This window comes from Comamonas sp., from assembly GCF_036643215.1.
Classification (GTDB): Bacteria; Pseudomonadota; Gammaproteobacteria; order Burkholderiales; family Burkholderiaceae_C; genus Comamonas.
This window is the reverse complement of record NZ_JAVXSJ010000040.1, coordinates 1-20,775: the sequence shown is the minus strand read 5'-3', so window position 1 is coordinate 20,775 and position 20,775 is coordinate 1. Positions and strand designations below refer to the sequence as shown.

The following is a 20,775-nucleotide window of genomic DNA, read 5'->3' as shown; positions in this document are numbered from 1 at the left end:
CTTGATTTGCCAGCCAGTCTGGATCATGTGGATGAGCAGACCTGGCAGGAGCGCGGCGACAGCCGCATGGCCGACATCATTGCTCGTACCGTTGGCATGACGCCGCTGTCTGCGACCAGCTACAGCAGCCTTTCCTTCAGCACGCGTGGTTTTACGGGCACCAACTCCGTGGGCATTGCGGAAGACGGCGTGCGCCTGGGTGTGGCGTCTTCCACCACGCCTTACCCTGCCAATAGCTGGGGCTATGAGCGTGTGGAAGTGCTTCGCGGCCCAGCCTCCATCGTTTATGGCTCAGGCACTGTGGGGGCCACAGCCAATGTGGTGCGCAAGCAGCCCACGCGGGAAACGGTGCGCGAAGTGCTGGTCGGTGCTGGCTCGCATGGCTCGGCCAAACTAGGGCTGGGTATGGGTGGTGCACTCAGCGACACCCTGAGCTACCGGGTGGACGCCTACGGCCACTACACCAACGGCGAGCACGACATGAGCCGTGCCAGCGGCAGCAAGCTGATGAGTACTCTGCGCTGGCAGCCCACAGCCGCGTTGCGCGTGGAACTGCTGGCCGATGTCAGTGATGAAAAACCTGCGCGATACTTTGGCACGCCCACCGTCAATGGCGCCATCGTGCCTGAGCTGTTGGGCCGCAACTTCAACACCGACGACAGCGATATCCGCATCAAGGACAAGCGCGTGCGTGCCCGGGCGCAGTACCAGATCAACGACCAGTGGAGTGTGAGCAACGAGCTCTATCACTTCAAGGCCGACCGCTACTGGCGCAATATCGAAGCCTATAGCTACAACCCAGCGGCCCAGACCATCACGCGAGGCGACTATATCGAGCTGACACATGATCTGGAGCAGACCGGCAACCGTCTGGAATCCAAGCTCAAGGCTGGAGCCCATCAACTGGTCGTGGGTTGGGAAGTGAGCCGCGCCAACTTCGGCTACGCCTCGTCCGGCTTTGACTATTCCACCACCAGGCCCGTGGGTGCCGCTTATCACGGCTGGGACAACACCAGCGCCATGATCCCGCGCTTTACCACTGCCGCCACCACGCATGACTTCTACGCTGAAGACGCCTGGGCGCTCAGCGATCGCTGGCTGTTGCTGGCCGGCATTCGCCGCGATCTGACGGACTTTGACCGCAAGGATCTGATCGGCAGCGGCACGTTTGACAAAAAACTGGGCGGCACCGCCTGGCGCCTGGGCCTGACGCATAAGCTCAACGCACAGACCAGCCTTTATGGCCAAGTCTCCCAAGGTCATGACCCGGTCACTAACATCCTGACCCTGAATCTTGCCAACCGCAATTACAAGCTGACCACGGCGCGCCAGATCGAGGTGGGCCTGAAGCAGCAGTTCGCCCAAGGCCAGGGCGAGTGGACGGCCGCCGCCTACCGAATCGAGAAAAAAGACATCATCACCCGCGATCCGAACAACGCTCTGTTGTCCGTGCAAGGCGGCAAGCAGCATTCGCAAGGGCTGGAGCTGAGCGCGGTGATGCGCCTCTCACCCAACTGGCGCGTGGAGGGTAACTACGCCTTCGTTGATGCCAAATACGACCAGTTGATTGAAGCCGGCGGTGCCGACCGATCGGGCAATCGCCCAACCAATGTGGCGCGCAACACAGCCAATCTGTGGGCTCACTACACCACGCATAGCAGCATTGGCCGCTGGCAGGCATCGCTGGGTGCGCGTGCCGTGGGCAGCCGCTTTGCCGACAACGCCAACACCGCCCTCAGCGGCGGCTACACCGTCTGGGATGCCGCTTTGAGCTGGCGCCCGCAGGCCGGAAGCACCTACCGCCTGTCTGTGCGCAATCTCACCGACAAGCTCTACACCTACTCGGCAGTCTCCAGTGCCAAGGCGGCCCAGGCCTATCCGGGTGAAGGTCGCCGTGTGGATCTGACGGCAGAGTTCGCGTTCTAACAGCGCTCTTCAGAAGTTCAAAAACAGTAGCGGCTTGCGCATGTATTTACTTGAATTCAGACATTAAACGCCATGAAATCCAATAGATACATGCGCAAGCAGCTCCTGTTTTCTGGCTTCTTGAAACGGTCTGTCGTGGCGGTGATGGCCGGTCTGGCGCTTGGCGCTTGTTCTGATCACCGTCCTGGCGATGCCGTTGTTTCGCCTGCCAAGGCAGCGCGCGCACCTCTATCCATAGCGGTCTGCGATCAGCCCGTGGCCTACGACAAAGTGCCGCAGCGCGCCGTTGTTCACGGCATCAATCTGCTGGAGATGTTTCTGGCGCTTGGCTTGCAGGATCGCCTCGTCGGCTACGGCGGCCTGCGCGATATCCAGCGCCTGCCCAAAGCCATGCAGCCATTGCTGGCCCAGGTGCCCGACCTTTCCAGCCAGGGCATGAACCTTGAGACCTTGCTGAATGCCGAGCCCGATTTTGTCTTCAGCGGCTGGTCCTACGGCTTCAGGCAAGGCCAGATCACGCCCGCCAGCCTGCAAGAGCTGGGCATTGCCAGCTATGTGCTCAGCGAATCCTGCATCCGCCAGGTCGCACGTGAGCGCGTGTCGCTGGAGGACACCTTCAACGACCTGCTCAACCTGGGCCGTATTTTTGATATCGAAGCGCGGGCCACAGCACTGGTCAACAGCCAGCGCGCCGAGCTGCAGCGCATCACCGATGCACTCAAAGGCTTGACGGAAAAAACCAAGGTGTTTGTATTTGACAGCGGCACCGATATTCCCGTGACCACGGGCCGCTACGCTATGCCGCAGGCCATGATCGAAGCGGCGGGCGGCAGCAATATTTTTGACGATCTGAACAGCAGCTGGATGCGCGGTAACTGGGAAGACGTGATCGCGCGCGACCCGGACTGGATTGTCATCGTCGACAATGACAGGCCTACCGTTGACGGCAAGCGCCAGTTTCTTTTAGCCAAGCCCGAGCTGTCCGAGCTCAAAGCCATCCGCGAGCAGAAATTTGTGCTGATGGACTTCTCCGAGGCCACGCCCGGCCCGCGCAATGTAGAAGCCACGCGCAGGCTGGCCCACGCCTTGCACCCCGCGCAAATTCCACAGCCATGAGCATGCACTCCACCTTGGCCTTTGCACTGCAGCGCCGCCGCCTGTCGCTGTGGCTGGCGGCCCTGCTGGTCTTGCTGCTGGTATCGCTCACGCTGGCCATCACGCTGGGACCGGTGCGCATTTCACCGCAGCAGGCCTGGCTGATCACGGCGCATGAGATCGGTGTGCGTCTGGGCATGAATTTGCAACCCGGAGACTGGACATCGGCCCAATTTCAAATCGTCTGGCGCGTGCGCATGCCGCGCGTGCTGCTTGCGGCCCTAGTCGGCGCGGGCCTGGCACTGGTGGGCGTCGCCATGCAGGCCATGGTGCGTAACCCGCTGGCCGATCCGTATTTGCTGGGCGTGTCGTCCGGCGCATCGGTGGGAGCGGTCAGTGTGATTGCCTTTGGTGCATTGGCTTTTGCGGGCGAGCTGGCCCTGCCGCTGGGCGCTTTTAGCGGCGCGCTCGCCGCCTGCACGGCCGTGTATTTTCTGGCCTATGCCAATGGGCGCTTGCAGGCCTCGCGCCTGATTCTGGGCGGCGTGGCGATTGCGTATTGCCTGGGCGGTATCACCAGTCTCATCGTGCTCACCGCCGATCAGCGCGAGCTGGCCAACTCGGTGCTGACCTGGACCCTGGGCAGCCTGGCCGGCACGCGCTGGGATGAACTGGGCCTACCTGCAGCATTGCTGGTGATCGGTGCTGCCTTGCTGCTGACGCAGGCACGCTCGCTCAACGCCTTGCTGTCCGGCGAGGAAAGCGCCGCGACGCTGGGCGTGGACACCACGCGCACGCGGCGATGGCTGTTTGTACTGGTTTCGCTGGTCACTGGCGTTCTCGTGGCCCTGACCGGGCCAATCGGCTTTGTGGGCCTGATCGTGCCCCATGTCACGCGCATGCTGGTGGGTGCGGAGCACCGCAGCGTGCTGCCTGTGGCTGCACTGATAGGTGCCATTTTTCTGGTCTGGGTGGATGTGTTTTCGCGTATTACCTTTGCCCCAGCGGAGGTGCCGGTTGGCGTCATTACCTCCTTGCTGGGCGGCCCCTTCTTTGTCTGGATGCTGTGCCGCAAGAACGCACGCGAAAGGCTGGTGGCATGAACGCATCAGCCGCAACAGCACACCTGCAGGCCCGCAATTTATGCTGGCAGGCCGCTGCCGCTCACATCGTGCGCGATGTGAGCCTGCATGTGGCCCAAGGCGAGCTGGTAGGCCTGCTCGGCCCCAACGGCAGCGGAAAATCCACGCTGCTGCGCATGATTTACCGCATCCTCAAACCCGCCAGCGGCAGCGTGCAAGTGAACGGCAGCGATGTCTGGCGCAGCAGTGCCCGCGACAACGCACGCGCCATGGCCGTACTGGCGCAAGAAAACACTAGTGAGTTCGAGCTGCTGGTGCGCGATGTGGTGCTGATGGGCCGCACCCCCCACCAGTCGCCTTTTGCCCGTGATAGCGCGGAGGACTTTCACATCGTTGCCCAGGCGCTGGAGAGGGTAGATGCCAAAAGCCTGTCTGAGCGGATGTTCTCCACTCTTTCCGGCGGCGAAAAGCAGCGCGTGCTCATGGCCCGTGCGCTGGCCCAGCAGGCACCGCTGCTGGTGCTGGATGAGCCCACCAACCATCTCGATGTTCGCCACCAGTTTGAGCTGATGAACCTGATCCGCAGTCTGGGCTTGACGGCATTGGCTGCTCTGCATGAGCTGCCCCTGGCCGCGCATTACTGCGACCGGCTGTATCTGCTCAAAGATGGTGTGCTTGTTGCACAGGGCGCGCCGTCCGAGGTGCTGACACCCGAAATCATTGCCGATGTCTATGGCGTGCGCGCCCTGGTGCGCCCCAGCCCGCGCAGCGGTAAGCCGTTGATTGAATTTCTGCCGGACGAGTTGTTATGACGTCACTGACTCAAGGCTCTGCCGCAAGCGACGCCACCACGGCCATCATTCTTCTGAGCCGTGGTGCGGCTTATGCCAACGGAGCCACCGAGCTGACGATGCTGGCAGATCGCCTGCATACCGCTTTGACGGAGCAAGGAAGGCCCCCCTTGCTGGTACAACCTGCTTTTGTAGACCGCTCTCAACCCGCATTGCCTGACGCACTTGATCTGTGTGCAAAAGCGCAGACCATCATCATCGTGCCGGTCATGGTGCCTGACGAGCCTTCGCTGCGCCGCTGGCTGCACAAGCTCATCATGCGCTGGCAGGCCCAGAAAATGCAGAGCATGGACGGCGCGCAGTGCCCGCGCATTGTGTTTGCCGAACCACTGCTGCAAACACCGTATCTGGCCGATGTGCTGGCGCGTACCGTGGAAGATGCCTTGACCCAGCCTGATGTGCCGGCCGTTGTAGGCGACGACCAATGGGAGCGCGACCCCGCGGGCTGGTCTGCTGTGCCAGAGCATCTGCATCATGTGCTCTGGTGTGTGGGGCCGCGTTGTGCAGCCAAGGGCTCGGTGCAGCTCTGGCCGCAACTGGTCAAAACGATACGTGATACGCCCGACCTTAAAAATCGCGTGATGCCGCTGCAAACCAGCTGTCAGTTCCCCTGCAACCATGGCCCGTTGATAATTGTCTACCCCGCTGGTGCGTGGTACGGGCCGCTTGCTGAAGCGGATATTGAGCGGGTATTAACTCAGCATGTGCTGCAGGGCCGGGTGGATGAAAACTTGTGTGTTCATGGCCCGCAAGCGTAACTGGCGCTGCATCAAAGAATCTGGCGCGTAACACTGCTTCGTCTTTCCCTGTGCTGCGTGAGTACCCTTCTATAATCTGAACACGCGATCAGGAGACTTGGCCTTTCAGTAGGCCAGTTGAAACGGGAAGTCCGGTGCAGTGAAGCTTGTTCTTCATGATTCCGGCGCAGCCCCCGCTGCTGTAAGCCTGACAGTCACATCGAAATACCACTGGTTTGAAAAACCGGGAAGGTGATGTGAGCTGGATGACGGCGAGCCAGAATACCGACCTGTTCGTTCTCGGTCTTGTTCCACGGGGCGTGGTGTTCGCGGGCGAAGCTATGTGCACTCTGATGCACTTCATGGTTTCCCTGGCTGTCGTTCGCTCCTCGGAATGGGTTTTATCGCCTTTAGCTCGGGGAGAGCATGGACGAACAGTTCATTCAAGCGCATGCGCAATGCATGACGCATCCAAACAAGCCAGCCGGCAAACCGCCTGCAGACAACGTGTCTGCAAAGCGCTGCATGGCGTCGTTTTTCAATGGCGTCTGGGCAAAGCGCATACCACTGCGTTTTCTGCGAAATCTGTGGCGTACCTCTGTGTCTGTTGATGGTCGCCCCATGACGTCGGCCCGCATGGGCAGCACAGCACTCATCCAAACTTTGTAGCGCAAGTCATCAAAGGCTTTGCAGCAGAGCTGTGCGCCTTTGACGACAAGCGGTGGTTCCTCAAGAGCGAATGAGCCTGAGTGAGTCACATGCACTGCAAACCGGTACTGCCGCTGAGACAACGAGCAAGAACCAGCGGCTTCGTCTCAAACTGAATTTCAGGAGTAGAGCTTTGAAGAACAGCCAAAAAATCCCCGCCACCATCGTGACTGGCTTTCTGGGTAGCGGTAAAACGACTTTGTTGCGCCACATTTTGCAAAACGCCAATGGCCGCCGCATTGCCGTGATCGTCAATGAATTTGGCGAGCTGGGCATTGACGGCGATATTTTGCGCGCCTGCGGGATTGGCTGCGAGGACGAGTCGAGCGAGGCAGGCGAGCAGGGCGGCAAGCTCTATGAGCTGGCCAATGGCTGCCTGTGCTGCACGGTGCAGGAAGAGTTCTATCCTGTCATGCGCGAGCTGATCGAGCGACGCGGTGAGATTGACCATATCTTGATTGAGACCAGTGGTCTGGCTTTGCCCAAGCCGCTGGTGCAGGCGTTCAACTGGCCCGAAATCAAGAACGCCTGCACGGTGGATGCCGTGATCACGGTGGTCGACGTACCCGCCACCGCAGCTGGCCAGTTTGCCGCCAACCCGGCAGCGGTGGATGCGCAGCGCAAGCAGGACCCAAATCTTGATCATGAATCGCCGCTGCATGAGCTGTTTGAAGACCAGCTGATCTCTGCCGACCTGGTGGTGCTGAGCAAGCTGGATCAGGCCAGCGCCGAAGATCGCGCCCGGGTCGAAGAAATCGTGCGCGAGGAAGTGCCTGCGCAGGTCAAGATTGTGGCCGCCGACCATGGCCGTATTGATCTGGATGTGGTGCTGGGTCTGTCCAGCGCATCTGAGGAAACGATCGACCAGCGCATAGGTCACCATGAGCACGAAGAAGGTCATGCCCATGATGAGCATGACCACGACGACTTTGACTCCATCGTCATCAAGCTGCCCGAGCTTGAGCGCGAAGCCCTGTTTCAGGCCATGGAAAAGATTGTGGCTGAGCACACGGTCTACCGTATCAAGGGCTTTGTGGCTTTGCCAGGCAAGCCTATGCGACTGGTGGTGCATGGCGTGGGCAAGCGCTTTGATAGCTACTTTGACCGCATGTGGCGCGCAGACGAAGCGCGTCAGACATATCTGGTCTTCATCGGTCATGACCTTGATGAAAGCGCCATCACTGCCGAGCTGAACGCCCTGTCTGTCGGAGCGATCTGATGCATCTGCTTGCCGTTCAACCCGGTGGCTTTGTCGATGATGAAGCCTTTGTTGCCAGCATGGAGCAGACGCCCGGCCAGATCGTGATTCTGAGCGCGGCGGATACCACGCTGGCGCTGCTGGCCGATGCGTATGCGCAGCTGCAATCGGGAGTGAACGGCGAGCAGTTGCCGACGGTGCGCCTTGCCAATCTGATGTATTTGCGCCAGCCTGCCTCGGTCGATCTGTATGTCGACGAGGTGCTGCAGCATGCCAAGGTCATTGTGATTGACCACCTGGGCGGTGAAAGCTACTGGCCTTATGGCACCGATCGCGTGCGCGAAATTTGCCGCAGCAAGGGCATAGCGCTGGTGATGTTCTCTGGCGATACCACCGAAGACCTGAATCTGCTGCAAAAAAGCACGGCCAGCAAAGAGCAATGTCGCACGCTGTGGCGCTATCTGCGTGAGGGCGGGGTGGCCAATGCGCGCGAGCTGTTCTGTTATCTGTGGCACGAATTTTTGCAGGGTCAGCAACAGCCCTTGCCGCCAAGACCGCTGCCTGCCGTCTCGGTGTATCACCCGGATGGGCGCGCTTCGGTGCAGGACTGGCAGCAAGGTACGGGCAGGGGCATGCGCTGGCAAGCTGGCGCACCCGTGGTGCTGGTGGTTTTCTACCGCGCGCATTTGCAGTCTGGCAACACCCAGGTTTTTGATTCTTTGTGCGCGCAACTGCTGGCAAAGGGCTTAAACCCCTTGCCATTGGCACTGCTGTCACTTAAGGATGCGGCCTGCCTGGAGATGCTGCACGGCCTCTGCGCCGAGCATCAGGTTGCGCTGATTCTCAACACCACGGCGTTTTCTCAGTCATCTCTGGAAGCCCCGGGCGATCATGCGCTGGCCGGTGATATTCCGGTGCTGCAACTGATTCTGTCGGGCGGCAACGAGCAAAGCTGGCTCAACGATGCGCATGGTCTGCAGCCACGCGACATCGCCATGCATGTCGCCATGCCCGAGGTGGATGGCCGCATCATCACGCGGGCCATCAGCTTCAAGGGGCTGTCGCATCGCAGCGAACTCACGCAGTCGGATGTGGTGCAGTACCAGGCGCATGCAGAACGCATGGGCTTTGTGGTGGAGCTGGCCAAGCGCTGGTGCGACCTGCGCGCCAAACCCAATGCCGACAAACGCCTGGCGCTGATTCTGGCCAACTACCCGACCAAGGAAGGGCGCATCGGCAATGGCGTCGGGCTGGATACACCGGCCTCTGTCATTCAAATCCTGCAGGAGCTGGACCGTCAGGGCTATGCGCTGGATGCCTTGCCTGCCGATGGCGATGCGCTGATGGAACTGCTTCAGCATGGTGTGACCAACGATCCGGATTCCTGGCAGCTGCGGCCCGCTTGGCAAAGTCTGGATCTGGAGAGCTATCAACGTTTTTTTGACAGCCTGCCCGATGAAAACCGGCAAGCTGTTCTGCAGCGCTGGGGAACGCCCGAGCAAGACCCCATGCTGCGCAACAGCCGCTTCATGATTGCGGGCCTGCGTCTGGGGCAGGTGTTTGTGGGCATACAGCCCGCGCGCGGCTACCAGCTCGATGCCATGGCCAGCTACCACGACCCCGATCTGGTGCCGCCGCATTACTACCTGGCGTTTTACTTCTGGCTGCGCAGCGCATGGGCCGCAGATGCTTTTGTGCATGTGGGCAAACACGGCAATATGGAATGGCTGCCGGGTAAAAGCGTGGCCCTTTCCCAGACCTGCTGGCCGGATCTGGTCTTTGGGCCCATGCCGCATCTGTACCCCTTCATCGTCAATGATCCGGGTGAGGGAACGCAGGCCAAGCGCCGTGCCCAAGCCGTCATCATTGACCACCTGATGCCGCCGCTGACGCGGGCCGAAAGCTATGGCGCGACGCGTGATCTGGAGCGCATGGTGGACGAGTACTACGAAGCGGTGACGCTGGACGGGCGACGTGCCAAGCTGCTGCGCAAGCAGATTCTGGAGCACATCGTGACCCACGACCTGCACCAGGACCTGGGACTGGCCGCACCGCGATCGGAAGAGGACGAGCAGCTTTTGCTCAACAAGACCGATGCCTATCTGTGTGAGCTCAAAGAAAGCCAGATACGCGACGGCCTGCATATCTTTGGCTGCTCGCCGCAGGACCGACTGGAGCGCGACACCTTGCTGGCGCTGGCGCGCCACCCCGTGGGCAATGGCAAGGGCAGCCATGCCAGCCTGATTCGCGCCTTGGCGCAGGATTTGAAGCTCGGTGCTGACTTTGATCCGCTGGATGCCGACTGGGCGCAGCCATGGACCGGCAATCGCCCGGCATTGCTGGTGCAGATGGATGAGCAAAGCTGGCGCAATACCGGCGATACGCGCGAGCGGCTGGAGCTGCTTGCGCTATCGATACTGGAGCGTGATGCGCTTGTCCATCAAGCGCTAGAACCTGATTTCGTTCAAACCCATGCGGTGCTGCAGCGCGTGGAGCAAGACCTGCGCCCGCGCCTCAATCAATGTGGTCCGCAGGAGTTGCTGCAGCTGATGCGCGGTCTCGCTGGGCGCTTTGTTTCGGCAGGCCCCAGCGGTGCCCCCACGCGTGGCAGGCCCGATGTGCTGCCCACCGGGCGCAATTTTTTCTCGGTCGATACGCGCTCTGTCCCCACACCTACGAGCTGGACGCTGGGTTTGAAATCCGCCAATTTGCTGGTGGAAAAGTATGCGCAAGAGCATGGCGAATATCCGAAGTCCATCGGCCTGTCGGTCTGGGGCACGGCCACCATGCGTACCGGCGGCGACGATATCGCCCAGGCCTTGGCTTTGCTGGGCGTGCGCCCGACCTGGGCGGACGGCAGCTGGCGGGTCAGTGATTTCGAAGTGCTGCCCATGTCGGTGGTGGGGCGTCCGCGCGTGGATGTGACGCTGCGCGTATCCGGCTTCTTTCGCGATGCGTTCACCAATGTTATTCGCCTGTTTGATGCCGCCGTGCAGAAGGTCGCAGCTCTTGAGGACGAGGACGAATTCACCAACCCCATCCGGGCGCGCGTGCTGCGTGAGGCTCAGCTGCTGAGCGCGCAGGGCATGGAGCAGGCGGATGCCCGCCATCAGGCTGGCATGCGTGTCTTTGGTGCCAAGCCCGGCAGCTATGGCGCGGGTTTGCAGGGTCTGATAGACGGCCGCAACTGGGACAGCGACGAAGACCTGGCCACGGCCTATCGCAACTGGGGCGCCTATGCCTATGGGCAAAAGGATGACGGCACGGCCGTGCCCGAGACCTTTGTGCGCCGGCTCTCCGATATGCAACTGGTGGTGCACAACCAGGACAACCGCGAGCATGATCTGCTGGACTCTGACGACTACTACCAGTTTCAGGGCGGCATGGCGGCGGCGGTGCGCCACTTCAGCGGCCAGCAGCCGACCCTGTACTTTGGGGATCACAGCAACCCTGAATCGCCGCGCATGCGCACGTTGCAGGAGGAGATCAGCCGCGTGGTGCGCTCTCGCGTGACCAATCCCAAATGGATAGATGGCGTCAAGCGCCATGGCTACAAAGGTGCTTTTGAGATTGCCGCCACGGTGGACTATCTGTTTGCCTTTGACGCCACGGCCCGTGTGGTGCGCGATGACCAATATGCCCGGGTCACCGATGCCTTTGTGAGCGATGAGCACACCCGGGCCTTCATGCAAAAGCACAACCCGCAGGCCTTTCAAGGCATGTGTGAGCGCCTGCTGGAAGCCATTCAGCGTGGCTTGTGGCAGGACGCTGCGGACTATCAACCTATGCTGGAGCAGCATTTGCTGCAGACAGAGCAGATGCTGGAGATGCGATGAGCGCTGCACCCAAAAACGAGATGCCGTGTTTCCCGTTCACGGCGATTGAAGGCCAGCCTCAGTTGCAACTGGCTTTGCTGCTGCTGGCGGTAGACCCGCTATTGGGCGGCGTGCTGGTAGAAGGGCCGCGGGGTACCGCCAAGTCCACGGCGGCCCGTGCGCTGGCCGACTTGTTGCCCGCAGGCCGCTTTGTGAACCTGCCGCTGGGTACGACCGAGGAGCAGTTGCAGGGCTCGCTGGATTTGCAGGCCGCGCTCAAGCATTCCGAAGTGCAATTCAAGCCCGGTTTACTGGCACAGGCGCATCAGGGCCTGCTGTATGTGGACGAGGTCAATCTGCTGCCCGATGGTTTGGTGGATCTGCTGCTGGATGTCAGTGCCAGCGGCATCAATCGCGTCGAACGCGATGGTGTATCGCATCAGCATGCGGCCCGCATCGCTCTGGTGGGTACCATGAACCCGGAAGAGGGCCAGCTGCGCCCGCAACTGCTGGATCGATTCGGCCTTTTTGTGCGCTTGGCTAACGTGCCTGATGCACAGGCCCGCAAGCGCATTGTTCGCACCCGCATGGCGTTTGATGCGGATCCGTCCTTGTTTGTTGCCCGTCATGCCGATGCCCAAGCGCAACTGGCCGCTCAGGTGGTTCAGGCCAGAGCAAGGCTTGATGCAGTGAGCTGGCCTGAGTCGGTGTTCGATCAGGTGGCCGATCTCTGCCAGCAGGCGCAAGTCGAAGGGGTCCGTGCCGATCTGGTCATGCTGCGCGCCGCTCGTGCACATGCGGCCTTGCAGGGGCGCGCCGAGGTGGCGGGTTCTGACGTGACCAAGGTGGCAGAGCTGGCCTTGGCCCATCGCCGTCATCCTCAGGTTCACCCACCGGTTCCTTCTGCTGAAAATCCGCAGTCGCCGCCCGAAAATTCGCAAGGCCAGAACCAACCCGAACCGTCTGCAGCATCTACCGATGCTGCACAGGGTAGCGGCGGCACTGCGGACTCCGACGGCTGGGGCGGCATGGCCGCGCCGCAGCAAGTCGGGATTCAAGCCATTAAAGAGTTAAGGCCGCTAAACACAAAAAAAGCCTGACGCGTCCTGTTCATCCCGGTAACACCAGAACAGGGCGCGGACCAAGCCCTGTATTGAAAGGGCGGTCGCAAGCCATCAATCATCAGCGTATGGACTGGGTCAGGACTCTGGCTTGCAAAGGTGCGCAAGCCTTGGCTTCAGAGCATTTCCGCTATCGCAAACATGGGGCAGGCTCTGCCGTTGTGCATCTGGTGCTGCTCGATATGTCGGCTTCCATGCTGCGTGCGGGCAAGCTGGCCCGGGCCAAAGGCTGTTTGCTGGCCTTGATGCAGCAGGCGTATCGCGATCGCGAGCATGTCGGGGTGATCAGCTTTGGCGGTCAGGGTGCTTATTGGCTGGCCAGGCCCGGCAAGGCTCAGGCCTTTAATGACCGCTGGATTGCGCCTTTGGGCGGTAGCGGCGGAACGCCTCTGGAGTCGGGATTGCAGTTGCTCGCGCCAGCCATCCAGAAAACAGATCGTTTAACCCATGTCTGGCTGCTGACCGATGGGCGTTTTGCGCAATTGCCCGAGAAGCCGCAGGGCATGGATTGCTGCACGATTGTGGATCTGGAACTCGATGAGCTGCGGCTGCAACGTTGCCAGGCGCTGGCCGAGCATTGGCAGGCACAGAGAATCAGCATGGGCGAGGGCATTGATGCATAAGAGTGCCGCCATCAAAGTACAGGGCTGGTGCCCGACGGCATGGGCCCCCATGCAGGCGCAGGACGGCTGGATTGTGCGCGTGCGCCCGCATTGCGCGTCCATCAACGCCCAGCAATGGACGCTGCTGGCTGAGCTGGCGCTGTCCTGTGCTCATCCGGAGATTGAGCTGACGAGGCTGGGCAGCGTGCAGCTGCGCGGCGTCAGCGAAGCGCAACTGCCCATGGTTCGCTCCAGGCTGATTGAGGCGCAACTGGTGCCCGCAGATGCCGATGCCGATCAGGCTCCGGCCGTGCATTGCACGCCTTTTTATCAGCATGCGGACTTGACCCATGCCCTAGCCTTGTTGCTGTCGCAGGCAGCGATTGCTCAACTCTCGCCGAATGCTCTGCAAAGTCAGGGAGTGCAGGCATTGCCCAGTAAGTTTGGCTTGGCGGTGGATGATGCACAGCGACGCATGCGAGGTATTGCCGCCGATATATCCGTCTGGGTGACGGTGGACGAGCGTTACGGACTGGCGCTGGGCGAGCAATCTGGCTGGTATGCGTTTGACGGCGCAGCCGAAGTGGTTGCAGCGGCATTGGCGGTGGCGCTGTGGTTTGCCAAAGAGCGCACAGCTATTGCGCCCATGCCCACCCCCACTTTCACTCGTTTGCGGCAGCTGCTGCCGCTGCGTGCGTTGAATTTGCCGTGCCTGGAGCTTGCGGCGTTCAGGGCTGGATATCTAGTTGCAGGTGCTGCTGCCCTGCCTGGTCAATGGGAGCAGGCAGGCAGCGTGATTGGCGTGCCCATGGGACGAATCAGCGCTGCGGCTTTGCTTGAGACCGTGAAATCCATGCCGCCACAGACAGAGACACGCGTTACGCCGTGGCGCTCTTTGTTCTGCGAGGACGAGGTCATTTCTGAGCAGTTTTCCTCGTCTGCGCACTGGATCACTGAGGCAGGCGATGCCCGTTTGCGGGTCTCCGCCTGCACCGGGGCACCGCGATGCACTCAGGCATTACTGGCGGCGCGGGAGCTGGCACTGGTACTGGCACCCCATGTACAGCCTCAAGCCCATGTTCATGTCAGCGGCTGTGCCAAGTGCTGCGCGCTTTCGCCGGAGGCCACGGCAGTCTTGATTGCAACCGAGGCACCAGCCGGTGGTGACTCAGGGCAAGCGCTGCTGAATCTGAGCTGGCCGAATCTGCCCCGGCAACCGTTTTCTCAAATTTCGACTCAGGCATTGCGTCAAGAGCCGAGCCATATTTCGACCCTCATTCATGACCTACACATACGAAACCCAAGGTGAAGAGATTTACCGGCAGTCCTTCGCCATCATTCGCCGCGAAGCCGATCTGAAGCGCTTTACCGCACTGGAAGAGCGTGTGGCTTGCCGCATGATTCATGCCGCAGGCATGGTCGAGCTGGCTGCGCATATCCGCTTCTCGCCCGACTTTGCGGTGGCGGCCGAGGCGGCGCTGCAGCGCGGTGCCCCCATTCTTTGCGATGCCCGCATGGTCAGCGAAGGCATCACGCGCAAGCGCATGCCCGCCAGCAACCCCATCATCTGCACCTTGAACGATGCCGCTGTGCCCGATTTGGCGAAGCAGATGGGTAACACCCGCAGCGCCGCAGCGCTGGAGTTGTGGCGCCCCCATCTGGCAGGCGCCGTGGTGGCCATTGGCAACGCCCCCACTGCGCTTTTTCATCTGCTCAATATGCTGCAAGACCCTGACTGCCCGCGCCCGGCAGCCATCATCGGCTGCCCGGTGGGCTTTGTGGGGGCGATGGAGTCCAAGGATGCGCTTGAGCAATGGGGGGGCATTCCCTATGCCGTGGTGAAGGGGCGGTTAGGAGGCTCTGCCATCACGGTGGCTGCCGTCAATGCGCTGGGCAGCGTGATCGAGTGAAGGACGCATCATGAATCGTGGAAAAATCATCTGTGTGGGACTCGGTCCCGGCGATCCGGAACTCATGAGCGTCAAGGCCGATCGACTGCTACGCAACGCGCGGCATGTGGCTTTCTTTCGCAAGCGTGGTCACCCTGGCAAGGCGCGGCAACTGGTCAATGGCATGCTGCATGCAGAGGTGACCGAGTACCCGATGGAGTACCCGGTGACCACCGAGATTCCGCATGACGACCCGCGCTACATCGCGCAGCTCTCGGGTTTTTATCTGGGCTGGCAGTCAAGGCTGACGGAGCTGACGCGCAACGAAGATGTGGTCGTGCTGTGCGAAGGGGATCCGTTTTTCTACGGCTCCTTCATGCACTTGTATGTGCGCCTGCGCCAGGCGGGCTCGGTTATGGTCGAGGTGCTTCCCGGCATTCCGGGCATGGTGGGTTGCTGGCATGCGACGGGGATTCCTGTCACCTGGGGCGACGACGTCATGAGCGTGCTGCCAGCTACTTTGCCCGACGCTCAGCTACGTCAGCACATGGAGCGCTCTGATGCCTTGGTCATCATGAAGGTGGGGCGGCACCTGGGCCGTATTCGCGGACTGCTGACCGAGCTGGGCAAGCTTGACCAGGGCTGGCTGGTGATCAACGGAACCATGGCGGACCAGCAAGTCATGCCCTTGCGCGATGCGCCCGAGCGTTGCCCGTACTTTGCCATCGTGATTGTTCATGGGCAGGGGCGACGCCCGGCCAATGACATGTAAGGGCCGTCTATGCAAAACCTTGCAACACAGTGCGGCAGCCTTCGCGTCGTGGGCCTGGGGCCCGGAGCCGACGCGCTGCTAACGGACAGCGTGCGCACTGCTATTGCAGGCGCTACAGATGCGTTTGGCTATTTTCCTTATGTCGAACGTCTGTCGGGCCTGGGTCATCTGACACTGCATGGCAGTGACAACCGCGAAGAGCTGGGGCGCGCACGCAGTGCCTTGAATCTGGCCGCACAAGGCCGGAAGGTGCTGATGCTGTCATCGGGCGACCCGGGTGTGTTTGCCATGGCCAGCGCGGTGTTCGAGGTGTTGGATGAGGCCGTGCCTGAAGAGTTGGCGCGCTGGGCGGCCGTGGATATTGATGTGCAACCCGGCATCACGGCCATGCTGGCTGCGGCGGCAAGACTGGGCGCCCCGTTGGGCCATGATTTTTGCGCCATCAACCTGTCGGACAACCTTAAGCCTGTGGCGGTGATCGAGCGCCGCATCAGGCTGGCAGCGCAAGCCGATTTTGCCATGGCTTTCTACAACCCATGCTCGAAATCTCGGCCCGAGGGCTTTGAGAGGGCACTGCGGGTTCTCAAAGATGAATGCGAGCCTCAGCGCTTGATCTGTTTTGCGCGCAATGTCAGTCATGCCGATGAAGCGCTGCGCGTGGTACCGCTACAGGATGTGCGGGCCGAGATGGCCGATATGCGCACCGTGGTCATTGTGGGCAACAGCCAGACGCGACAGGTCGGCCGTTATGTTTATACGCCGCGCAGCTATGGAGTGGCGGACAGCCGCTAACGCTCAGTGCCAGCGCTTCAACCATTCCATGGCCTGCTGCGGTGTCTCGCATTGCTCGCGCGCGGGCAAGAAGGGCCGGTCGACCATGATGACGGGAATCTGCAGCTGCCTTGCCGCTTCGAGCTTGGCATAGGTGTCGGTGCCGCCCGCATTTTTGCTGACCACGCAGGCTATGGCGTGCTGCTGCAGCAGAGCCAGTTCGCCCTCCAGCTGAAACGGGCCACGTGCAATCAGCAGCGTGCAGTTGGATGCAGGCAAGGCCACACCCACCGGGTCAATCACGCGCAGCAAAAAGTGATGCAGCCCAGCCTGGTCGCTGAAGGCCGGCAGCTGCTTGCGGCCAATGGCCAGGAAAACATTCTTGCGCCTGGAGGGCAGCGCTGCAGCCGCGGCGGCCATATCGGGCACATGCGTCCATTGATCACCGGTCTGCGCTTGCCAGGCCGGGCGCTCCATGGACAGCAGCGGAATGCCCAGCGCCTTGCAGGCGGCAACCGCGTTGCGGCTCATCTGCGCGGCAAACGGGTGTGTGGCATCAATCACATGGCTGATTTGCTGCTCCCGCAGATAGTGCATCAAGCCTTCCACACCGCCAAACCCGCCAACCCGGCTGGGCAGGGCGGGTTGGCGGCGAGTCTGCGTGGCACCGGCATACGAGTAAATGGCTTGGATACCGGCTTCATGCAGGCGGGTGGACAAGAGATAGGCATCAAACGTGCCGCCTAACAGGAGAACTTGGGTCATGGCCAATCCGTGGCTTTCGATAATCGGTATACATCCATCCGGGCGCGATGCTTTGAGTGCAGCCGCTCGGAAGGCGCTTGATGATGCCAGCGTAGTGTTCGGCAGTCCACGTCATCTGGCTCTGGGGCAGGTGGGTGAGCGTGGTCACCCTTGGCCTCTACCTTTCAGTGTGGAGCCTGTGCTGCAGCTGCGCCACCAGGAAAAAGTGGCTGTCCTGGTTTCAGGCGATCCCTTTCATTTCGGCGCGGGCGCATCGCTGTCCAAGCACCTTGAAGTGGGCGAGTGGCGCAATTATCCGCAGCCTTCTACGTTTTCCTGGATTGCAGGAGATCTGGGCTGGTCGCAGGAACATACCCATTGTCTGGGATTGCACGCGCGGCCTCTGGAGACATTGACTGCTTTGCTGGCAGAGGGGCAGCGTTTTATCTGCCTGCTGCGCGACGGCCCGGCGGCTCGGCAACTGGCGCTCTGGCTGGCGGAGCAAGGCTGGGGTGATAGCCCCATGTGGCTTGTCTCTCAGGCAGGAGGTGAGGAGCAGACGATGCGCCACGGCCTTGCCAATCAGCTCGCTCAGCAGCTAGATAACGACCCCGCTTCAGCCCCGGTATCAGCGGCCTTTGAAGCACGCGGTGGGAATGGTTTTGTTCAGGTGGCGGGCCGCAGCACCGATCAGTTTGTGCATGACGGCCAGATCACCAAAAGCCCCGTGCGCGCCATGACTCTGGCAGCGCTGGCACCTCGCCATGGCGAATGTCTATGGGATCTGGGTGCGGGTTCTGGCTCGGTCTCGGTGGAGTGGTGCTTGGCCGGTGGTCGGGCAGTTTGCGTGGAGCAGCATGCGGCGCGGGTGGCGGGCATTGAGCGAAACGCCGAGCGCTATGCGGTGCCGTTGAAGGTGGTTCATGGCGATTCCTTGACCCTGCTGGATAAGCTTGGCCCGCAGCCACAGGCGGTTTTTGTGGGTGGTGGTTTTGATCTGAATTTGTTCAACGCCTTGCGCAAGCGTTTGCATGCGCCATGGCGACTGGTCGTGAATGCCGTAGCACTGGAAACGCAGGCGCTGCTCATGGAGCTGCATCGCCAGCACGGCGGGCAACTGCTGCAGCTGCAGTGGAGCGAAGCCGTTCCGCTAGGGCGCATGCAGTCCTGGCAAGCTGCCAGACCTGTGGTGCAGTGGCTATGGCAGACATGATGCATCTGGTCGCTGGCTGGGGCTTCAAATCCAGTGCTGTGCAGCAGTCTTTTTCTAGCTGTTGGTTGCAGGTGCATCAGGCACTTTCAGTGTCACAGATGGCGCATGCGCATTGGACTCATGCCTTGCTGGAGACCCGAGCGCAAACTCCTGCTTGGGCTGAATTCGTGGCTTGGGCGGAAGAGCAAACGCCAGGCTCCGAGTTGCTGGTGTGCGAGGAGGCCTGCATTCAAGCGATCAGAACGCAGACAGAATCTGCACGCGTGCAGCAGCGGTTTGGTTGCGGCAGCGTTTCTGAGGCCTTGAGCTTAATTGGGGTGGAAACGCTTATGCAGAAATGGCTGTGTGCACCTGAATATGTAGCAGATACCTTGCCTGTGCCACCCAAAACTCAGTTGGTTTTGCCGCGCGTCGTGTCCTCGGATCGACAGGCCACGCTGGCGATTGCCTGTGTGACGGGCTTTGCGCCGGCTTCCCCTTCCTTTGAAACAGGAGTTATTTCTTGACAGTTCACTTTATTGGCGCAGGCCCCGGCGCTGCGGATCTGATCACGGTACGAGGGCGCGATCTACTGGCTGCCTGCCCCGTGTGTTTGTACGCTGGCTCTCTGGTGCCTGCCGAGCTGCTTGGGCATTGCCCTGTAGGCGCACGCCTGATCAACACTGCGCCGATGTCGCTGCAAGACATCGTGGCAGAGATGGCAGCAGCCCATGCACAAGGCCTGGATGTGGCGCGCCTGCATTCGGGTGATCTCAGCATCTGGTCGGCCATGGGCGAGCAATTGCGTAGTCTGCGCGAGCTGGAGATTCCGTATTCGGTGACGCCGGGCGTGCCCTCGTTCAGCGCGGCAGCTGCAGCGCTGGAGGCGGAGCTGACCTTGCCAGGCTCTTGCCAGTCGGTGGTGCTCACGCGTACCTCGGGGCGCGCCTCCAGCATGCCTGACGGTGAAACTCTGGCCGCCTTTGCAGCGACCGGGGCGGTGCTGGCCATTCACCTGTCTGTCCATGTGGCGCAACAGGTGCAGCAGGAGTTACTGGTTCACTACGGAGCCGATTGCCCGGCGGCGATTGTCTGGCGTGCCTCTTGGCCCGATGAGCGAGTGGTACGCACCTCGGTGGGGGAGATTGCTGTAGCGGCTCAGGCCAATGCATTGCAGCGCAGCGCCTTGATTCTGGTGGGACGTACGCTGAGTCAGCAGGGCTTTGGCCTGAGTCGTCTCTATGCCGATGACTATGACCGACGCTACCGCCCGCGTGGCGACGAGCCCAGATTTCCTTCCGGAACCGAGGCTAACTGATGCTGGAGCTGTTTCTCATTGGTATCGGGACTGGCAACCCCGACCACATCACGCGCCAGGCCGAGAAGGCTATTGGGCAAGCGGATCTGGTGCTGCTGCCGCACAAGGAAGACAGTAAGGCCGAGCTAGCGCAGGTGCGCCTGACGCTTTTGCAGAGCCTGGGCGTGCAGGAGCAGCGTATCGCGCATTTCGATATGCCTGTGCGCCGCCAGCAAGGCGATGACTATGACCAGCAGGTCGATGAATGGCATGACGCCATTGCCCAGCGCTGGAATGAATGCCTGCAGGCGCATCTGCCTGCAGGCTCTGGCCGCGTTGCGTTGCTAGTGTGGGGCGATCCTGCACTCTACGACAGCACCTTGCGCATTGCATCCCGACTGGGCTTGAACAAGGCCCAGATACACGTGGTACCGGGCATCACCTCCATGCAGGTACTGTGCAGCGCGCATGGCATTGCTCTCAATGAAATCGGCGCTCCATTTCTGGTGACAACGGGGCGGCAATTGCGCGAATCTGGCTGGCCGCAGGGCATTAATACGCTGGTAGTAATGCTTGATGGACAGGCTTCTTACGAGCAGTTGACAGAGCCTGATATCGATATTTTCTGGGGTGCTTATTTGGGCATGCCGCAGCAAATATTGATGCAAGGGCGACTGGCCGAGATTAAGGGCAGCATCAGCGCCAAGCGCCAGCAGTCCCGCCAGTTGCACGGCTGGATCATGGATATTTATCTGCTGCGCAGGAGCTAGGTGGGCATTCAAGCCCCGTTGATCTGCTGATAGATAAAGCTGCGTAAGGTATCTATGGCAGGCCGGTGACACCGGAGGAAAGGGCGGCATTGTTGTTGACGGCGGAGCATGCTCAAACGGCGTTGTTGCATAAATCAGCCTGTGCGAGCTGCTAGGCTCGCCGCATGAGCAAGCCTCGCAGTTCCACGTCCCGCTACCGCACCAC

18 protein-coding genes and 1 riboswitch are annotated in these 20,775 nt (G+C 61.0%); of the genes, 17 read left to right on the top strand and 1 reads right to left on the bottom strand.

Annotated elements, in window-relative coordinates:
- From RSF91_RS17955 to cobJ, 13 genes are all read left to right on the top strand, one after another.
- The coding region (locus RSF91_RS17955) for a TonB-dependent receptor (protein ID WP_332569694.1) at window positions 1–1,926 on the top strand (1,926 nt) is incomplete at its 5' end.
- Between the two features lie 72 nt (window positions 1,927–1,998).
- The gene (locus tag RSF91_RS17950) at window positions 1,999–3,042 is read left to right on the top strand and encodes an ABC transporter substrate-binding protein (RefSeq protein ID WP_332569693.1); all 1,044 of its coding nucleotides are present in this window, start codon (window positions 1,999–2,001) and stop codon (window positions 3,040–3,042) included.
- 2 nt (window positions 3,043–3,044) lie between these two features.
- Window positions 3,045–4,124 (top strand): FecCD family ABC transporter permease, encoded by a 1,080-nt coding sequence (locus RSF91_RS17945; RefSeq protein ID WP_332601378.1) that lies wholly within the window; start codon window positions 3,045–3,047, stop codon window positions 4,122–4,124.
- Window positions 4,121–4,915 (top strand): ABC transporter ATP-binding protein, encoded by a 795-nt coding sequence (locus tag RSF91_RS17940; RefSeq protein WP_332569691.1) that lies wholly within the window; start codon window positions 4,121–4,123, stop codon window positions 4,913–4,915. Before RSF91_RS17945 ends, RSF91_RS17940 begins: the two co-directional genes overlap by 4 nt.
- Window positions 4,912–5,712: a (2Fe-2S) ferredoxin domain-containing protein gene (locus tag RSF91_RS17935; protein ID WP_332569690.1), complete on the top strand. Its 801-nt coding sequence runs from the start codon at window positions 4,912–4,914 to the stop codon at window positions 5,710–5,712. Before RSF91_RS17940 ends, RSF91_RS17935 begins: the two co-directional genes overlap by 4 nt.
- Window positions 5,713–5,785: 73 nt before the next feature.
- Window positions 5,786–5,999: riboswitch (cobalamin riboswitch) on the top strand.
- 533 nt (window positions 6,000–6,532) lie between these two features.
- Window positions 6,533–7,618, top strand: coding sequence for a cobalamin biosynthesis protein CobW (cobW, locus tag RSF91_RS17930; protein WP_332569689.1), 1,086 nt, complete (start codon window positions 6,533–6,535; stop codon window positions 7,616–7,618).
- Window positions 7,618–11,433, top strand: a complete 3,816-nt coding sequence (gene cobN / locus RSF91_RS17925; protein WP_332569688.1) for a cobaltochelatase subunit CobN — start codon at window positions 7,618–7,620, stop codon at window positions 11,431–11,433. Before cobW ends, cobN begins: the two co-directional genes overlap by 1 nt.
- A complete protein-coding gene (locus RSF91_RS17920) occupies window positions 11,430–12,512 on the top strand; it encodes an ATP-binding protein (RefSeq protein ID WP_332569687.1) in 1,083 nt (360 codons plus the stop codon). The genes cobN and RSF91_RS17920 overlap by 4 nt, the downstream gene beginning before the upstream one ends.
- Before the next feature lie 131 nt (window positions 12,513–12,643).
- Window positions 12,644–13,156, top strand: a complete 513-nt coding sequence (locus RSF91_RS17915; protein ID WP_332569686.1) for a vWA domain-containing protein — start codon at window positions 12,644–12,646, stop codon at window positions 13,154–13,156.
- Complete coding sequence (locus RSF91_RS17910; RefSeq protein WP_332569685.1) at window positions 13,149–14,444, top strand: nitrite reductase; 1,296 nt, start codon at window positions 13,149–13,151, stop codon at window positions 14,442–14,444. The genes RSF91_RS17915 and RSF91_RS17910 overlap by 8 nt, the downstream gene beginning before the upstream one ends.
- Window positions 14,416–15,045, top strand: coding sequence for a precorrin-8X methylmutase (locus RSF91_RS17905; protein WP_332569684.1), 630 nt, complete (start codon window positions 14,416–14,418; stop codon window positions 15,043–15,045). Before RSF91_RS17910 ends, RSF91_RS17905 begins: the two co-directional genes overlap by 29 nt.
- A 10-nt stretch (window positions 15,046–15,055) precedes the next feature.
- Window positions 15,056–15,796: a precorrin-2 C(20)-methyltransferase gene (cobI, locus tag RSF91_RS17900; RefSeq protein ID WP_332569683.1), complete on the top strand. Its 741-nt coding sequence runs from the start codon at window positions 15,056–15,058 to the stop codon at window positions 15,794–15,796.
- 9 nt (window positions 15,797–15,805) lie between these two features.
- A complete protein-coding gene (cobJ, locus tag RSF91_RS17895) occupies window positions 15,806–16,588 on the top strand; it encodes a precorrin-3B C(17)-methyltransferase (RefSeq protein WP_332569682.1) in 783 nt (260 codons plus the stop codon).
- Window positions 16,589–16,591: 3 nt separating this feature from the next.
- On the opposite strand, the gene RSF91_RS17890 is transcribed toward cobJ, so the two are convergent.
- Window positions 16,592–17,332, bottom strand: coding sequence for a cobalt-precorrin-6A reductase (locus tag RSF91_RS17890; protein ID WP_332569681.1), 741 nt, complete (start codon window positions 17,330–17,332; stop codon window positions 16,592–16,594).
- Here RSF91_RS17890 and cbiT point away from each other — a divergent pair.
- From cbiT to cobF, 4 genes are read left to right on the top strand one after another with little or no spacing between them, the layout of a single operon-like run.
- A complete protein-coding gene (gene cbiT / locus RSF91_RS17885) occupies window positions 17,331–18,524 on the top strand; it encodes a precorrin-6Y C5,15-methyltransferase (decarboxylating) subunit CbiT (RefSeq protein WP_332569680.1) in 1,194 nt (397 codons plus the stop codon). The genes RSF91_RS17890 and cbiT overlap by 2 nt on opposite strands.
- Complete coding sequence (locus RSF91_RS17880; protein ID WP_332569679.1) at window positions 18,512–19,030, top strand: cobalamin biosynthesis protein; 519 nt, start codon at window positions 18,512–18,514, stop codon at window positions 19,028–19,030. The genes cbiT and RSF91_RS17880 overlap by 13 nt, the downstream gene beginning before the upstream one ends.
- Window positions 19,027–19,821 carry a precorrin-4 C(11)-methyltransferase gene (cobM, locus tag RSF91_RS17875; RefSeq protein WP_332569678.1) on the top strand — a complete coding sequence of 265 codons (795 nt, stop codon included), beginning with the start codon at window positions 19,027–19,029 and terminating at the stop codon, window positions 19,819–19,821. Before RSF91_RS17880 ends, cobM begins: the two co-directional genes overlap by 4 nt.
- Window positions 19,821–20,570: a precorrin-6A synthase (deacetylating) gene (cobF, locus tag RSF91_RS17870; RefSeq protein WP_332569677.1), complete on the top strand. Its 750-nt coding sequence runs from the start codon at window positions 19,821–19,823 to the stop codon at window positions 20,568–20,570. The genes cobM and cobF overlap by 1 nt, the downstream gene beginning before the upstream one ends.
- Window positions 20,571–20,775 lie beyond the last annotated feature (205 nt).